The organism is Halobacillus salinarum, assembly GCF_022919095.1.
Lineage (GTDB): Bacteria > Bacillota > Bacilli > Bacillales > Halobacillaceae > Halobacillus_B > Halobacillus_B salinarum.
In genome coordinates, this window is record NZ_CP095073.1 from 2,070,604 (window position 1) to 2,086,713 (window position 16,110).

At 39.8% G+C, this 16,110-nt stretch carries 21 protein-coding genes; 13 read left to right on the forward strand and 8 right to left on the reverse strand.

All coding sequences use genetic code 11. From position 1 onward, the window contains the following. Positions 1 to 122 precede the first annotated feature (122 nt). The 7 genes from mltG (at position 123) to MUN89_RS10550 (ending at position 5,180) form a co-directional block, all read left to right on the forward strand. Complete coding sequence (gene mltG, locus MUN89_RS10520) at positions 123 to 1,244, forward strand: endolytic transglycosylase MltG (protein WP_244713397.1); 1,122 nt, start codon at positions 123 to 125, stop codon at positions 1,242 to 1,244. A gap of 97 nt (positions 1,245 to 1,341) precedes the next feature. After that, positions 1,342 to 1,980 carry an O-methyltransferase gene (locus MUN89_RS10525; protein ID WP_244713398.1) on the forward strand — a complete coding sequence of 213 codons (639 nt, stop codon included), beginning with the start codon at positions 1,342 to 1,344 and terminating at the stop codon, positions 1,978 to 1,980. Positions 1,981 to 2,018: 38 nt separating this feature from the next. After that, positions 2,019 to 2,663, forward strand: coding sequence for a uridine kinase (udk, locus tag MUN89_RS10530; RefSeq protein ID WP_244713399.1), 645 nt, complete (start codon positions 2,019 to 2,021; stop codon positions 2,661 to 2,663). A 166-nt stretch (positions 2,664 to 2,829) separates the two neighbouring features. Next, entirely contained in the window at positions 2,830 to 3,306 is a 477-nt protein-coding gene (greA, locus tag MUN89_RS10535) for a transcription elongation factor GreA (RefSeq protein ID WP_244713400.1), read from the forward strand. Positions 3,307 to 3,436: 130 nt separating this feature from the next. Then, positions 3,437 to 4,162, forward strand: coding sequence for a YrrS family protein (locus MUN89_RS10540; RefSeq protein ID WP_244713401.1), 726 nt, complete (start codon positions 3,437 to 3,439; stop codon positions 4,160 to 4,162). A 33-nt stretch (positions 4,163 to 4,195) separates the two neighbouring features. Further along, a complete protein-coding gene (mtnN, locus tag MUN89_RS10545; RefSeq protein WP_244713403.1) occupies positions 4,196 to 4,885 on the forward strand; it encodes a 5'-methylthioadenosine/S-adenosylhomocysteine nucleosidase in 690 nt (229 codons plus the stop codon). A 67-nt stretch (positions 4,886 to 4,952) separates the two neighbouring features. Beyond that, a complete protein-coding gene (locus tag MUN89_RS10550; RefSeq protein ID WP_244713404.1) occupies positions 4,953 to 5,180 on the forward strand; it encodes a YrhC family protein in 228 nt (75 codons plus the stop codon). A gap of 37 nt (positions 5,181 to 5,217) precedes the next feature. On the opposite strand, the gene sigK is transcribed toward MUN89_RS10550, so the two are convergent. The 8 genes from sigK to sda all read right to left on the reverse strand — a co-directional run bounded on the left by sigK (position 5,218) and on the right by sda (position 11,799). Next, complete coding sequence (gene sigK / locus MUN89_RS10555) at positions 5,218 to 5,931, reverse strand: RNA polymerase sporulation sigma factor SigK (protein WP_244713405.1); 714 nt, start codon at positions 5,929 to 5,931, stop codon at positions 5,218 to 5,220. A 139-nt stretch (positions 5,932 to 6,070) separates the two neighbouring features. Then, positions 6,071 to 6,451 (reverse strand): monovalent cation/H(+) antiporter subunit G, encoded by a 381-nt coding sequence (mnhG, locus tag MUN89_RS10560; protein WP_244713406.1) that lies wholly within the window; start codon positions 6,449 to 6,451, stop codon positions 6,071 to 6,073. Beyond that, the gene (locus MUN89_RS10565) at positions 6,432 to 6,743 is read right to left on the reverse strand and encodes a Na(+)/H(+) antiporter subunit F1 (RefSeq protein WP_244713407.1); all 312 of its coding nucleotides are present in this window, start codon (positions 6,741 to 6,743) and stop codon (positions 6,432 to 6,434) included. Before MUN89_RS10565 ends, mnhG begins: the two co-directional genes overlap by 20 nt. Next, positions 6,743 to 7,219: a Na+/H+ antiporter subunit E gene (locus tag MUN89_RS10570; protein WP_244713408.1), complete on the reverse strand. Its 477-nt coding sequence runs from the start codon at positions 7,217 to 7,219 to the stop codon at positions 6,743 to 6,745. Before MUN89_RS10570 ends, MUN89_RS10565 begins: the two co-directional genes overlap by 1 nt. 7 nt (positions 7,220 to 7,226) lie before the next feature. Beyond that, entirely contained in the window at positions 7,227 to 8,711 is a 1,485-nt protein-coding gene (locus MUN89_RS10575) for a Na+/H+ antiporter subunit D (protein WP_244713410.1), read from the reverse strand. Next, positions 8,704 to 9,042 carry a Na(+)/H(+) antiporter subunit C gene (locus MUN89_RS10580; protein WP_244713412.1) on the reverse strand — a complete coding sequence of 113 codons (339 nt, stop codon included), beginning with the start codon at positions 9,040 to 9,042 and terminating at the stop codon, positions 8,704 to 8,706. The genes MUN89_RS10575 and MUN89_RS10580 overlap by 8 nt, the downstream gene beginning before the upstream one ends. After that, positions 9,042 to 11,390, reverse strand: a complete 2,349-nt coding sequence (gene mbhE, locus MUN89_RS10585) for a hydrogen gas-evolving membrane-bound hydrogenase subunit E (RefSeq protein ID WP_244713414.1) — start codon at positions 11,388 to 11,390, stop codon at positions 9,042 to 9,044. The genes MUN89_RS10580 and mbhE overlap by 1 nt, the downstream gene beginning before the upstream one ends. Positions 11,391 to 11,646: 256 nt before the next feature. Next, on the reverse strand, positions 11,647 to 11,799 hold the full coding sequence (sda, locus tag MUN89_RS10590) for a sporulation histidine kinase inhibitor Sda (protein ID WP_244713416.1): 153 nt from the start codon (positions 11,797 to 11,799) through the stop codon (positions 11,647 to 11,649). A 383-nt stretch (positions 11,800 to 12,182) separates the two neighbouring features. Between sda and MUN89_RS10595 the strand changes: the two genes are divergently transcribed. The 6 genes from MUN89_RS10595 to yqeK are packed head-to-tail and all read left to right on the forward strand — an operon-like array spanning position 12,183 to position 16,102. Continuing rightward, positions 12,183 to 12,707: a YqeG family HAD IIIA-type phosphatase gene (locus tag MUN89_RS10595; RefSeq protein ID WP_244713418.1), complete on the forward strand. Its 525-nt coding sequence runs from the start codon at positions 12,183 to 12,185 to the stop codon at positions 12,705 to 12,707. Next, on the forward strand, positions 12,707 to 13,807 hold the full coding sequence (yqeH, locus tag MUN89_RS10600; protein WP_244713420.1) for a ribosome biogenesis GTPase YqeH: 1,101 nt from the start codon (positions 12,707 to 12,709) through the stop codon (positions 13,805 to 13,807). Before MUN89_RS10595 ends, yqeH begins: the two co-directional genes overlap by 1 nt. Positions 13,808 to 13,820: 13 nt before the next feature. Continuing rightward, positions 13,821 to 14,657, forward strand: coding sequence for a shikimate dehydrogenase (gene aroE / locus MUN89_RS10605; protein ID WP_244713421.1), 837 nt, complete (start codon positions 13,821 to 13,823; stop codon positions 14,655 to 14,657). A gap of 1 nt (position 14,658) precedes the next feature. Continuing rightward, positions 14,659 to 14,949 carry a ribosome assembly RNA-binding protein YhbY gene (yhbY, locus tag MUN89_RS10610; RefSeq protein WP_244713423.1) on the forward strand — a complete coding sequence of 97 codons (291 nt, stop codon included), beginning with the start codon at positions 14,659 to 14,661 and terminating at the stop codon, positions 14,947 to 14,949. A gap of 12 nt (positions 14,950 to 14,961) precedes the next feature. Beyond that, entirely contained in the window at positions 14,962 to 15,528 is a 567-nt protein-coding gene (locus MUN89_RS10615; protein ID WP_244713425.1) for a nicotinate-nucleotide adenylyltransferase, read from the forward strand. Then, on the forward strand, positions 15,518 to 16,102 hold the full coding sequence (gene yqeK, locus MUN89_RS10620; RefSeq protein WP_244713427.1) for a bis(5'-nucleosyl)-tetraphosphatase (symmetrical) YqeK: 585 nt from the start codon (positions 15,518 to 15,520) through the stop codon (positions 16,100 to 16,102). The genes MUN89_RS10615 and yqeK overlap by 11 nt, the downstream gene beginning before the upstream one ends. Positions 16,103 to 16,110: the final 8 nt, after the last annotated feature.

Sequence of the window (16,110 nt, forward strand, 5' to 3'; positions counted from 1 at the left end):
AGATTCTTTGATAATTTCTAAGGTGTGTAAAAATAAGGAAAGTTATGTAGGAAATTGTTGAAATCCGTAGAAAGCAGTGAACTTTTTATAGTATAATAAACCGGATGGAAGGAGGAAGTTTGTTGTCTGATTCGAATTTTAAGAAGAAGTATAAAGAGCGTGTCCGAAAGCGTTCATCTGAAGCCAATACGGTTAGAAAGATTGTCGCGATCGTATTGACTACGCTCATAGTAATCATCGTTGTCGGAGGTCTTTCAGGCTTTTTATATGTTAAATCCGCTCTGAAACCAGTAGACTCGGATGATAACAGCCAAAAACATGTGAAAATCCCGTTAGGTTCTTCAACGTCCCAAATTGCCAGCATTCTGGAGAAAAATGAAATTATTAAAAATGACCTTATATTTAGGTTTTATACTAAATTTAATAATGAATCAGGGTTCCAGGCAGGGGATTACCAATTTACATCTTCCATGACCCTGGATGAAATCATTTCCTCCCTGCAGGAGGGACAGCTTATGAAGAAGGCTGTTGCTAAAGTAACCATTCCTGAAGGGAAAACTGTGGAACAGATCGCTGAAATTTATGCAGACGAGTTTAATAACATTACAAAAAAACAATTCATGGATAAAGTGACAGACAAAAAATACGTCCAGCAATTGATAAAAGCCCATCCCGAATTGTTAAGTGACAAAATATTAAATAAGAACATTAAAGTGCCGTTGGAAGGGTATCTGTTTGCCGCTACTTATCCTTTCTATGTGAGTGATCCGAGCATCGATCAAATCATTGAATCCATGCTGAAGAAAAGCGAAACTGTTATTCTTCCTTATAAGAAAGGGTTTGCTAAGCAAGACCTTTCCATTCACGAAGGGGTGACGATGGCTTCTTTAGTAGAAAATGAAGCTACCACAGCCAAAGAACGTAAGAAGATTGCTGAAGTATTTTATAACCGAATGGATGAAGACATGCGTCTTCAAACAGATCCAACAGTTCTCTATGCAATGGGGAAATGGAAAGAAAAAGTATTGTCTAAGGATTTAAAAGTAGATTCTCCTTATAATACCTATCAAATTAAGGGACTCCCGGCCGGCCCGATTTCGAATTTCCACACGAATTCTTTAGAAGCTGTGGCTAATCCTGACGATAACGATTTTCTTTACTTTCTTGCTGACAGTGATGGAAATGTCCATTATGCCAAGACTTTAAAAAAACATAATGAATTTAAGAAGAAGTATATTAAATAATTTTCAATTAGGAATGCGAGAATTCTCGCATTCCTGCTTTTTTATATGTTAAAATATTATGGTTGTAACTATCGATGTGGGAAAGGTCGATTTATTGATGGACAATACTGCTTACTTACAGGCAATGATCTCAGAACCTTCAATAGAAGTAAAACGAATGGAAGAATATGCTGAGGAGAACCGTATTCCTATTATGGAACCTCTAGGTATTGATTTCCTGATGCAGATGGTGCGGTTGAAACAGCCGGAAAGAATACTTGAAATTGGTACGGCGATTGGCTATTCAGCTTTGCGTATGCTCGAAGCGTATCCAAAGAGCCAAATCGTAAGTGTAGAAAGAGATTCAGTCAGGTTTAAAGAAGCTCAAGCTAACATAGCTAAGCTTGGAGCTGAACCTAACATTCATCTAATTCAAGGAGACGCACTGGATGTAGTTCCTGAAGTAGAAGAAAAGGGCCCTTTTGATCTGCTCTTTATTGATGCAGCCAAAGGAAAGTATGAAGAATTCTTTCATTTATATGCCCCGTTTGTATCAGATGATGGGATGATCCTATCTGACAATGTACTATTTAAAGGATATGTCGCAAACCGTGAACAAGCGCCGGAGCGATTAGGAAAAATAGCAGCTAAGATTGATGAATTTAATCAGCGGCTAATCCGCCATCCTGATTATAATACGACGATTGTTCCTGTCGGAGACGGAGTTGCCGTAACGATAAAAAATAAGAAATCATAAAGAGAGAACCTCTAAGGATGAAAGGAGCAGTCCATAGCATGACTGATAAACCCGTAGTAATAGGAGTAGCTGGAGGTACTGGCTCCGGTAAAACAAGTGTTACCCGTTCTATTATCCAGCGATTCGCCGATAAAACGATATTAATGCTGGAGCAGGATTATTACTATAAAGACCAAAGCGAGCTTCCTTTTGAAGAAAGACTGCAAACCAATTATGATCACCCGCTTGCTTTTGATAATGATTTACTCATTGACCACTTAAACAATTTGATCAATGAAAAATCGGTTGAAAAACCTGTGTATGATTATAAGATGCATACCCGTTCTAATGAGACGGTCCGGGTAGAACCAAAAGAAGTAATCATTGTAGAAGGAATACTGGTTCTTGAAGATGAGCGGCTGAGAGATTTAATGGACATTAAAGTATTTGTTGATACCGATGCCGATGTACGAATTATCCGTAGAATGATGAGGGATATTAACGAGCGGGGACGTTCACTTGATTCGGTAATAGAACAATATATCAACGTTGTCCGCCCCATGCACCTTCAATTTGTTGAGCCGACAAAACGCTATGCGGACATCATTATCCCTGAAGGCGGACAAAACCACGTAGCGATTGATCTAATGGCGACAAAGATCCAAACAGTACTAAGAGAAAAAGGACAGTCGGTTAGTAAATAAAATAGTTGAAAAGTTATAAAAAATCTGGCATAGTTTGGGATAGTAGTTCTAGAGAACTGAAATATGCGATACAGTATAGTAACTATCTAATGGGCGTACTTTATGTACCGCTCATTTCCTTATATTGGGAATTTTATTTTGGTGGAACCAAAGGAGTGTTGGAAGAATGGCAGAGGAAAAAAGTTATTACATGACTGAAGAAGGTAAACAGAAATTAGAGGATGAGCTGCACCATCTAAAAACAGAAAAAAGAAAAGAAGTAGTAGAAAGAATTAAAATTGCAAGAGGCTTCGGAGATCTTTCTGAAAACTCCGAGTATGATGCTGCTAAAGACGAACAAGCTTTTGTAGAAGCACGCATTACTCAAGTAGAGAATATGATCCGGAATGCAGTCATTATTGAAAATGATAATGATAATCCTGATACAGTATCCCTTGGTAAGTCCGTTACATTTCAAGAGCTCCCTGATGGAGATGAAGAAACCTATAAAATTGTTGGGAGTGCTGAAGCAGATCCATTTGAGGGGAAAATCTCCAACGATTCTCCTATGGCTCAGAGCTTGATTGGACATGTAGTAGGCGATGAAGTAACAGTTGCCACACCAGGTGGCGAAATCGATGTAAAAATTATTACAGTGGACTAAAGATACAAGGGAGACAGGGTGATACCCTGTCTTTTTCTCTATTGTAATCTCATCTTTTGGGTACAATGGATGGATTGGTAGTAAACGGCTATTCGTGTATAATATGATCGAGCAAAAGGAGGTAAAAACGATGTCAAAACAGAAACCATCGTCTTCCCGTTCGAACCGAATGGAAAAGAGAAAAAAAAGCAATCGCTTTTTTCAAATTCTCGTTGGCATAGCCGGACTTGTTTTCGTTGTGCTGGTTGCCGTTGTATTTATTAATTGGGATGGGGCACCAGGTTCAGCTGAACAATCCGATCAACAAATCAGTATGAATGATGATCAGTCTTCCGATCAAAGCAAAGATCAGTCTTCAGAAAATGAGTCCAGCAGTGATAAGAACCAGGATTCTAAAGACAATCAGTCTTCAAGTGAAGACCAGTCGTCATCCTCAGAAGAAAATAAAGATCAAGATAAAAAGGAACAAGACAAAGAAGATAAAAGCAAAGAAAAAGATGAAGACAAAAATAAAACCGTCGAAAAATCTGACGATAAAAATGTGAAAAAAGTGATTAAAAAGGACTGGGAACCGGTAGCAACGAAACAAGATTTGAATGGAAAGCATTCGATTAACTGGTCTGACAATCAGTCAGAAGATTGGCAGGAACTTCTGCGGGCTGTAAGCAAAGCTACAGGTATCAGCACAGGTAATATGACTACTTGGTGGGTGGACGGCAAAGGGTCGCAGCAAGCTGTTGCTACTGTTTCCGATAAATCACAGAAAAACACGTACCGCGTCCACGTAAAGTGGGTAGACGGTCAAGGCTATAAGCCCACGAAAGTGGAAGAACTCAAAGAAAATAAATATAATTGATCAATAGAAATAGAACGAGGAAGGAAGTATGGCATGATTGGAATCATTGGAGCAATGGACGAAGAAATTGAGCTGCTTGAGAAAGAAATGAACGTAACAGAAAAAAATGAAATAGCGGGTAGTTTATTTATTCAAGGGACTCTGTGCGGCAAGGAGATCGTTCTGCTGAAATCTGGAATAGGTAAAGTCAACGCTGCGGTAGCTGCAACGATCATGCAGGAGCGTTATCCTGTGCAAGCAGTGATTAATACGGGTTCTGCCGGGGGTTTTGCAGCTGACCTTGAGGTAGGAGATATCATTATATCCAGCTATGTTACCTACCATGATGTCGATGTAACAGCCTTTGAATATGAATATGGACAAATACCGGACATGCCTTCCATGTATAAAGCAGATGGAGAGCTTGTTCAGACAGCTGTCGATGCAGCTCATTCAGCTAACGCTCGGGCTTTAAACGGGATCATTGCCACTGGAGATTCATTTATGCATGAACAGACGCGTGTGGACTTCGTTAGGGATAAATTCCCTGAGATGATCGCAGCTGAAATGGAAGCAGCAGCTATCGCGCAAGTCTGCCATCGATACGGAACGCCATTCGTAATACTCCGTGCTTTATCAGATATAGCAGGAAAAGAGTCCCCGCTTTCCTTTGACCAGTTTCTGCCTGTGGCTGCTAAAAATGCAGCAACGATCGTGATGAAGATGCTTGATCGCTTGAATTAACAGGAATTACCACCTGTACAACGGAATAGATATGTTACAATCTTAGTTGTGCAGGAGGTGGCTATGAATGAAATCTACCAAATGGATGACAAAGAAAATATCTGATTTTAAAAGATTTACAATGACTCTTTTAATTCTTAGCAGCTATTTATATATAGGGTCGTTAATTAGTATATTTGCATACCATTCCTCTGCCTATAAGCTTTTATTGCCTGCCGTAGTTCTAATATTAGCAACAGCACTCACATTTACTTTCAAAATTAAAAAGTGGCAGCATATACAGCAAAAAGAATAACAGCTCATACAAATGAATGTGTGAGCTGTTTTTTTGTTTATACACTTCTTCCCTGTTTACTCTGTTTATAAAATTCATGAAAAATTTTCATCAGCGCTCGTTTTTCAATGCGGGAGACATAACTCCTGGAAATGCCTAGTTCTTTAGCAATTTCGCGCTGTGTTTTTTCATCTTCATTATTTAATCCATAACGGGATATAATTACTTCTTTTTCCCTCTCATCAAGGATCTTTATGAAATCCTTAATTTTTTCAAGTTCCATATGAAGCTGGATTTCTTCTACAATATCTTCTACATCTGCTTGAAGGATATCAAGAAGATTTAGTTCATTGCCCTCTTTATCATGGCCAATCGGGTCCTGAAGTGAAATATCCTTGCTCATTTTTTTGGTTGAACGGAGGTGCATGAGGATCTCATTTTCAATACACCGGGCTGCATAGGTGGCAAGCTTCGTTCCTTTTCCAGTCGAATAGCTTTCGATCCCTTTAATTAATCCTATCGTTCCAATCGAAATAAGGTCTTCAAAATCCTCTTTTGTATTTTCAAATTTTTTTACGATATGAGCTACCAAACGTAAATTGTGTTCGATTAGCGTATCTCTGGCTTCCTGACTTCCTTCTTGCATCAACTTTAACTGTTTGGCTTCCTCCTCAGGAGACAGTGGGTTTGGAAAGGCCTGATTTTTTACATAGGACATGAAGAACAGCGATTCTTTAAAGAAATATAAGATGGAAGCGATAATGCTGCTCATGAGATGCGCACCTCCTCATAAATTAGGCGTATGCCTACCACATATGTATGTGGCATAAGGAGGCTCTGTGCTTGTTCAGCATGAAAAAGAAGTTATTTTAGTAAAAGAAAAGCATGACCCAGAGGCCATGCCAGCTTCATTATTGCTTTTGTTTTTGCCGTTTGTGCTGAACTTCTGCATAATAATCGTCTTTTACACTCTTTTCCCACAAAGGGACTCCACTTCGATAGGCAGCTCGTGCGATCATATGTCCTGATACTGGGGCGGTTAATAAAGCGAAGACGATGGCTAACAGCAATTTGCCGCTTACGATATCGTATTCAGCATATAAATAAAAAAATGCGCCGATCATAATTCCGGCCACCCCTAAGGTGGAGCTTTTGGTTGCTGCGTGCAGCCTTGCATAGACATCTGGGAACCGTAAAATGCCTATGGAGCCGGATAGAATAAAAAAAGTGCCGATTAATAAAGACAAGCAAATCACTAAATCAAGTACTACATCAATCCACGTCCCGCTCAATAATAACACCCTTTTCTAAGAATTTTGCTAACGCCACCGTACCAATAAATAAAAGAATACCTATAAGAAGGATGACGTCATTAAATTTCGTCGTTACAAGCAATATAGCGATTACTCCAGCCAAAGCCATAAGGTTAATACCGATCGTATCAAGAGCAACTGCCCTGTCCGGATTTGTTGGACCTGCAATTGCACGGTAAAGCAGCATGATTATGGAAATTGATATTCCCATAATGGATAGTACAGTCGTGATCTCGATTAAACTGGATGTGAATGCCAGAACTTGTTCCATTACCGAGTCACCTCCATGATGGCTTGCTCAAATGTACTTTTGATATCGTTTATGGATTCTTCAACATCAGGCACATCCATCGCATGTACAAAAATGGTTTGGTGGTCTTCACTAACTGCGATCGAGAGAGTACCTGGGGTCAAAGTGATCAGGTTGGCCAGAAGCGTGATTTCCCAATTGCTTGTCAATTCGGTAGGAAGAGCAAAAATCCCAGGTTCAATGTCTAATTTCGGCTTATAAACCAACTTAACGATATCTAAATTGGCTAAAATTAATTCTCGAATAAACAATAATATTAATTTGATGACTTTCCATACGCGGACCATATAAAAAGAATCCGGAATGAACCGTCTTAAAGCAAACAAGAGAGCTATGCCCAGTAAATAACCGACTACAAATGTTGAAAATGAATAGCTCTCACTTAGAAACATCCACATTACGGCAATGATAATATTTAATACAATTTGAAATGGCATTGAAAGTCTACTCCTTTAGCACAGAATCAATATAAATTTGCGGATTCATTAAATAATCAGCAATCGATTCTACGGATGGATAAAACCATTCTGCCCCCACACCTAGTAACACAGATATTGAGAGAAGAAGACCAATCGGCCATGCCATCTTTGCGGCTGTCTTTTTACGTTCAGGCTTGGCGAGTTCTTTTTCTTCACCCCAGAACCCTTGTATAAAAATCCGGATCATGGAAAGCAGAATTAATAAACTGGAAACTAATGCTGCCCCCACAATCATTATTTGTTCCTCTGCCAAAGCTCCTTGCAAAAGAAGAAGTTTACCGATAAAGCCACTAAAAGGGGGGATCCCGGCTAAAACGAGAGAGGCAATGAAGAAAAACCAGCCTTGAACAGGGTAGTGATGAATTAAGCCCCCCATCTTCCTCAAATCTGAAGTACCTGCTGCATATGCAATTGCCCCCACCAGCATAAAGAGCACTCCTTTTATGACCATATCATGAATTAAATAATAAATGGTCCCGCTGATAGATACCTTTGTAAATATGCCAATCCCCATTAACATGAATCCAACTGCAGGAATGATGTTGTAGGCGATAATCAGCTTAATATTATTGGTGGATAATGCTCCGACGACACCAAAGATCATCGTTAAAGCGGCAAGGTAAATAAAGAGGGTGTGCGTAGCGCTGATATCTTTAACAAAAATCAAAGTGAAGACCCTCAGGATTGAATAAACGCCTACTTTTGTCAGTAGAGCTCCAAACAATGCAGAAACAACGGGATTCGGGACGGAATAGGGCCTTGGGAGCCAATAATAAAGCGGAAAAACTGCCGCTTTCGTAGCAAACACGAAAAAGAGAAGCAAAGCAATCGTAGTTAATATGCCTTTTTGGTCAACCTCATGGACTCGTTGAGCAATTTGTGCCATGTTGACTGTTCCGACAACGGAATACAAAAAGGAAATCGTCGTCACAAAAAGCATGGACGAGAACAAGTTTATCAATACATATTTGATGGACTCCCTTAACTGGACCTTTCCATTGCCAAGTACGATCAATCCGTAGGACGCCATGAGCAGGACTTCAAAAAAGACGAACAAGTTGAACAAGTCTCCTGTAATAAATGCGCCGCTTACACCTGTAATTAATAAGAAAAAGAAACTGTAAAAGTAAAAGGACTCCTGGGATTCGGAGAGCGTTCTTGGTGCATAAAATACACATGCAACAGCAACGATATTAGTCGTGAGGACGAGGGTGATCGACAGAATATCCGCAACTAATATGATGCCGTACGGCGCGGTCCAGTCTCCGGTTTCCAGAATAATGGATCCTCCGGTGTGAACCTTCCAAAATATCACCGCTACTACAATAAGGTTGATCACTGCAGTCACTTGTGAAACAATACGTACGAGTTTTATCCGTTTATGAAAGAATGCGAGTACAATTCCTGCCAGCAGCGGCAGGATAATCGGTAAGGCTGCTAAGTTACTCATAATCTGTTCCCCTTAGTTGCTCCATATTATCTGTGCCATTTATTCTTGAAGCACGGTATGCCAATACAAGAAGTAAACTTGTTACCCCAAAGCTGATAACAATGGATGTTAATATTAGCGCTTGGGGTAAAGGATCTGTATAGTTTTCTACGCCTTCTTTTAAGATCGGCGGAGCCCCTCTGCGTAATTCTCCCATCGTAAGGATAAACAGATGAGCTCCGTGAGAGATGAGTCCTGTTCCTATGATTATTCTCAGCAATTGCTTCTGAAGGAGGTTGTAGATGCCTGTAGTAAACAGAATTCCTGCGAGTATGGCCATAATAAATTCCATCAGTTACCGCCTCCCTTACTCTTGCCTAGACGTATTAAACCAAAAATGGCCATGGCAGCAATTCCTAATACCGTTATTTCAAACATGGTATCCAGACCACGCATATCGACTAAAATAACATTGACAATATTATCTCCGCCACCCAATTTGTGCGAAGTTTTAACAAAGTACTCCGCAATAGAATCAAACCATTTGCTGCTGTGTGAGGAAATAGCAATCATCGTCATCATACCGCCAAAACCAATTGAAATAATGGCATTAAGCGCTTTGGTTCCTAAGCTTTGGTTCCGTTTTTGAAGCTCAGGCAAATGATAGAAGGCGAGCAGAAACAATCCTACCGTAACGGTCTCAATAATTAGTTGAGTTAACGCCAGGTCCGGTGCTCTGTATAACACAAAGAGAATAGATAGCCCATAACCGACGACCCCTAGAATAAGAATCGCGGCAATACGATTGTTAGTCAGGATTGTCCCAATTGCTGCCAGTACCATCATAACTGCTACACATATCTCAGGGAGTGCTTCTGGAAAGGAGATGGCGGCTAAGTTATCAAAACTCACGGTCCAACCATTCGTAGTAAACATGAAAGATACAGTAATCACGAGAATAGCAGTTAATATCAACCGGACATACCGGCTCAAGGAACCATTCATATATCTTTTTGTCAGCATCCCTGAGTATTTTTCAACACCGTGTACAATTCCGTCGTAAACCTTATTAAAGTTGAGTACGCCTGGTACGAAACGGTAAATAAACGACCAATTAGGTCGGGAAAGGGCAAGAATTGTCCCAAATACTACGACGGTTAATGACATAATCAAAGGTGGTTTGATCCCATGCCAAAAGGCAATATGCTCATGAGGTTTGATCCCGCTAATGGCTTCAGCAGTATGAGCAATAAATGGTTCATTAATCAGTTGAGGAAACAGTCCGATTATGACCACGCCGACAGAGAGAAGCATCGGGGAAATCAGCATTCCGATTGGAGCTTCATGAGGCCGCTTTGGAAGCTTTTCAAAATCCCCTTTTCCTCTGAATGTTTCAAAGAAAAAGTACATGGAATAAACAAACGTAAATATGCTGCCCAAAACAGCCACGTAAGGTACAATTGTACGTAACAATCCAGCATAACCTTGATACGTATGTTCTAAATGAAGGCTGGCATCGAAAAACAACTCTTTACTATAGAATCCATTCAAAAATGGCAGGGGTACTCCTGCCATGGAGAAAGAAGCAAAAAGAGCAATGACTGCTGTAACAGGAAGCACCGCCATTAAACCGCCTAACTTACGAATATCCCTTGTTCCTGTTTCGTGATCGACAATCCCTGCCACCATAAATAGGCTTCCTTTAAAAGTTGCATGGTTTAAGATGTGAAAAGCAGCAGCAAATATTGCAAGTTCTGTACCGTAACCGAGCATAGCCATGATCATACCTAATTGACTCACGGTGGAAAATGCAAGAATCGCTTTTAAATCCGTTTGTCTCACCGCCATATAGGAAGCCCAGCACATCGTAACGATTCCTGCTGTTGAAACGATAACAAAAAACCACTCAGAAGAACCAAGCACCGGCGAATAACGGGCAATTAGGTATAACCCTGCCTTGACCATAGTGGCTGAGTGTAAATAAGCACTAACCGGAGTGGGAGCCTCCATTGCATCAGGAAGCCAAATGTGAAAAGGAAATTGAGCAGATTTTGTAAAAGCTCCTAGAATCACCAACACTAGTATGAAAGGAAAAAACTCGTGGTTTAATATGGCTTCCTGTTGAGAGATCATCTGATGGATGCTTGTAGTACCTGTAATTATGTTCATGAATACCAGACCGCCAAGCAAGCTCAAACCGCCAAATACAGTGATGAGCATTGATTTTAGAGCACCGTATCTTGACCGTTCTTTAAAATTCCAAAATCCAATCAACAAGAAGGAAGAAAGCGACGTAAACTCCCAAAAGGTATAAAGAACATAAATATTATCAGAAAGAACTACACCAAGCATTGAACCCATAAATAACAAGAAGTACACGTAAAAACTGCCCAGCTTTTCAGATGTATGTAAATAAAAGACTGAATAATAGGACACAAGGATACCAATTCCGCTGATCAACATGACGAACAAAAGGCTTAATCCGTCCAGATAAAAATCGAAATTGATATTTAAAGATGGAATCCACTGATAATTTTTTGTAACCGATTGAAAATCTTTCCCTAGAAATTGAGCAAAGTAAATAAAAATAATGACAGGAACAGCTGTCACCACATACCCTGGATGAAATTTTAATTTCCACTTACTTATCAGTGGAATAAAGATAGCAATAATGAATGGCAATAGTACAGCCAGTAGCATTAAGTTGTTCCCCCCCTCAGCGATAACTCTGTAATCTATGTCGAATCTTTGTGAAAACGCTATTCACTCAATTGTAATCAAAAACTACCTTAACATTCAACTGAATACTTCTATTCTTTCCTTTTCAAAAAGCATTAACCCATTTACTATTAAATAGGTAGAGAGTCGCGAGTTCGTCACAAAATTTTAATAAATAAAAACCTGCAGTTTGCCGAAAAACTGCAGGTTTTTTATTCTTGCCTCTATTTGAATTCAGTCAGCCTACATGGCTGACATATTTTTCTATAAGGTGCTGGATCGATCGTTCCTTTATTTCCTCTCGTATTTGTCTGATAAAGTCCTCGGAAAGATTGAGCTCAATTGCTTTGTGGTAAGATTGTACTAACAGGGCATCAGATAATTGTTTCATACCTCTGTCACGTTGTGACAGCCACCTCCTGTTTAAAAATAGTAACCTAGAATTTGAATGAACGGATTTAATAACTGATTTTATATTAACAATATCTTTACGCAATTTAACCTTACCACGTTCAGAAATTCGTCACAATACAGGGTTTATCTACAAGTAACTGTAGATAACTGTTCGTTAGTTTTCGGTAAAAGCGGTCATAACAAAGAGAAAAGCGTGTGGAAACTGTGAATAAACTTATCCACAGCTTAAAACTGTCAGTAATTGTCGAACGATTTTTGGTCTAAAGCTTACAGGTGTTCGCTTTGAAACCGTTAAGGTTTTTGTTTATGATGGATAAGGAGATTTTTGTCGTACAGTTAGAGAGTGGAGTGATAATTTAGATGAGGAATCTATTTTTACCTAATGAACACGTGCCAAGTGTATTTGATATAAAGCCTGAAGTGCTTAAAGAAAAAGGGGTTAAAGGGATCATAACTGATTTGGATAATACACTTGTGGCATGGAATGTAAAGGATGCCACAGAAGAAATTATTCAATGGTTTGGCAAAATGAGTGATCATGGCATTCAAGTAACGATCGCTTCAAACAATAATGAAAACAGAGTCCGGCTCTTTTCTCAGCCGCTGGATACCCGGTTTATACACAGCGCCAGGAAGCCACTGGCCAACGCATTTAGAAAGGCTCAGAAGGAAATGAATTTAAAAAAACATGAGATCGTTGTCATAGGCGACCAATTAATGACGGACGTTCTCGGAGGTAATATTGCCGGTTTCCATACCATATTAGTTGTGCCAATTGTTGAGACTGATGGTTTCTTTACGCGGTTCAATCGTAAAATTGAGCGTAGAATTTTAAATTGGATGCGTAGAAAAGGAAAGATCAGCTGGGAGAGGAGAAATGATTAATGGATAAAATTCAATGTCAGGGCTGTGGTGCCGAAATACAAACGACACATCCGGAGCTTCCTGGGTTTGCTCCTGAGTCTGCATTGCAAAAAGAAGATGTCATTTGTAAACGCTGCTTCCGCTTGCAGAATTATAATGAGGTACAGGATATTCCTTTTAACGACGATGACTTTTTAGAAATGTTAAATCAAATCAGCCATAACCAGGGATTGATTATCCAGCTCGTGGATATCTTTGATTTTAATGGCAGTTTTATTTCCGGATTAAAGCGTTTAACTGGAAATAATCCAGTCATTTTAGTTGGAAATAAAATCGACGTCCTCCCTAAATCAGTTAATCCAAACAAGCTTAAGGACTGGCTGCGGAGGTCTGCCAAGCAGCAAGGTCTTCAAGTAGAAGGGGTTTATTTAATTTCTGCAGAGAAGAACCTTGGGGTTGAGGAATTGGCAAAGGTGCTCGACAAGGAACGTAAAGAAAAAGATGTGTATATTGTCGGTACGACGAATGTAGGGAAGTCAACGTTCATTAATACGCTCATCCAAAATACTTCCGGTATTAAAGAAGCGATCACCACTTCCTATTTTCCAGGTACGACGCTTGGTTTTATAGATATTCCACTGGATGAAAAGAGCTCGCTCTATGATACACCAGGTGTTATCCAGCGCCACCAAATGGCACACTATGTTTCCGATAAAGACCTTAAGTTAATCACGCCCAGAAAAGAAGTCAAACCAAAAGTATATCAGCTTAATGAAAAACAGACGTTGTTTTTTGGTGGTCTAGCCAGGCTGGATTTCGAAGCGGGCGAGCGGACCTCCTTTATTTGTTATTTTTCCAATGAGTTACCTATTCACAGGACGAAACTTGAAAAAGCAGAAGAATTGTATGAAAATCAAATTGGCAAACTGCTCTCTCCACCCAATGATAAGACGTTAAAACAGCTTCCTTCATTAACTGGCAGAACGTTTAAAATTAATGAGAAAAAAACGGATATTGTCTTTTCAGGTTTAGGGTGGGTAACGATTCCTGAAGGGAACGTTTCGGTTACGGCGTACGTACCAGAAGGGGTAAAAGTATCCTTGCGTGACTCATTAATATAGGAGGCGGTCATATATGCTCAAACTGGGTTTAATCGGATATCCTGTAGGCCATTCTTTATCACCTTGGATCCATAACCAATTAATGGATAAGGCCGGCCTGAAGGGATCATACGAATTAATGGAAATCCAACCAGAGGACTTTGATCATCGTATTCAAGCGCTTAAAGAAATGAATTTAGATGGCTTTAATGTAACCATCCCTTATAAAGAAAAAATTATTAATTATTTAGATGAAATCGATGAAGCAGCTGAACATTTAGGTGCAGTTAATACCGTGAAGCTCGAGAATGGCCGCTGGATTGGTTATAATACAGATGGAATCGGTTATCTTAAATCGATTCAAAACCGATTTCCACATGTCGAGCTTTCGACTAGAAAGATTCTTGTGCTCGGAAGCGGTGGAGCTGCAAGAGGGATAATATTTGCCCTTGCTGAAGCTGGCTGCAAAGAAATCGACGTTGCGAATCGAACTGTTGGAAAGGCTGAAGAACTGATTAAAGAATTGGAAGCCAGTCTTTCGGCAACAGCAATAGATCTTGAACAGGCAAGTCAAAATATAAAGGATTATGACTTCATTATTCAGACCACGTCAGTAGGCATGAATCCTAATCCCGAAAACCAAATTATCAAGCTGGAACAGCTGAATGAAAGAGCAATCGTCAGTGATATTGTATACCGTCCTATGGAAACTCAATTTTTGCGAGCCGCTCAGGCTAAAGGAGCTTCTATTCAATTTGGTCATGAGATGCTGCTTCACCAGGCCGTCTATTCTTTTCAAATTTGGACTGGAAAAAAGGTGGATGTCACTGATATGCTGACTGACTTTGAAGCGGTACTGAAAGGAGTATAAGATGTTAACGAGTAAACAAAAAAAATTTTTACGAGCAGAATCCCATGAGATTCAGCCGATTTTTCAAGTAGGTAAAGCAGGAGTAAATGATAACATGACGACTCAGATCTCAGAGGCTCTGGAAAAAAGAGAACTGATTAAAGTGAGTATCCTTCAGAATTGTTTTGAAGATAATCAGGATGTGGCCGATGAAATAGCGGCAGCTACCGGTGCACATATCGTTCAAGTAATTGGAAACACCATTATTCTTTATAAAGAGTCGAGCAATCATAAGCAGCTCATTCTTCCATAAAGGAGTCCATCCATGAAGCGAATAGGCATATTAGGAGGAACTTTTGATCCGCCGCATTTAGGTCATATGATTATGGCAGAGGCATCAAGGGAGCAGATGAAATTGGACGAAGTATGGTTCATTCCTTCTCACCTTCCTCCTCACAAACAAGCAGCTGAAGTGGGAGCTCTGGACCGTTTGAAAATGGTCAAGCAAGCCGTTAAAAGTAATCAGCGATTTTATGTAAATGATTTGGAGCTCAATCGAGAAGGTAAGTCCTATACGATTGACACAATTCAACAACTTCGATTAGAAAACCCTGAGACTGAATTTTATTTTATTATTGGCGGGGATATGGTGGAATATCTCCCTAATTGGCACCGAATAGATGAATTAGTCAAACTGGTTCAATTCGTTGGAGTTAAGCGTCCGGGGTTTGAGTGGGATCATCAATATGATGTACACGAGGTGGATATTCCGTTAATCGAAATTTCTTCTTCGGAGATAAGACTGCGTTTAGCAGAACAAAAAACTATCCGTTACTTAGTACCTGAAACCGTATATGAGTATATAAAGGAGCATCGATTATATGAAGCTTAACAGAGAGGACGCCCTTCATTTTGTCGCGCCTCACTTAAAACAAAGCAGGTATGAGCATACGGTTCGAGTAACTGATACAGCTATGGAACTTGCCAAAAAATACGGGGCCGACTTAGAAAAAACGGAACTTGCTTCCATTCTGCATGATTTTGCGAAACACAAACCTAAAGATTTGATGAAACGCTGGATCATGAAGGACCGGAGACTGCCTAAAGATATGCTGAGTTACCACCATGGTCTGTGGCACGGTCCAGTAGCTTCCGTTATGCTGGAGCAAGAAATTGGTCTAAGTGATGAAGACATCAAATCAGCAATAAGTTGTCATACTACAGGTAAGAAGCATATGTCTGTACTGGATCAAGTCGTGTTTTTAGCTGACTACATTGAACCAGGCAGGGAGTTTCCTGGAGTGGAAGAGGTAAGGGAACTTGCTGAATCAAGTTTGGAACAGGCTTGTTTTGCTGCATTGAAAAATACCGTCCAGCATTTGATTTTGAAAGAACGCACGGTTTACCCTGATACCATCCATGCTTATAATGATTTTTTACACAGGACAAAAGAACAGGTGAAATAAAAAGAATA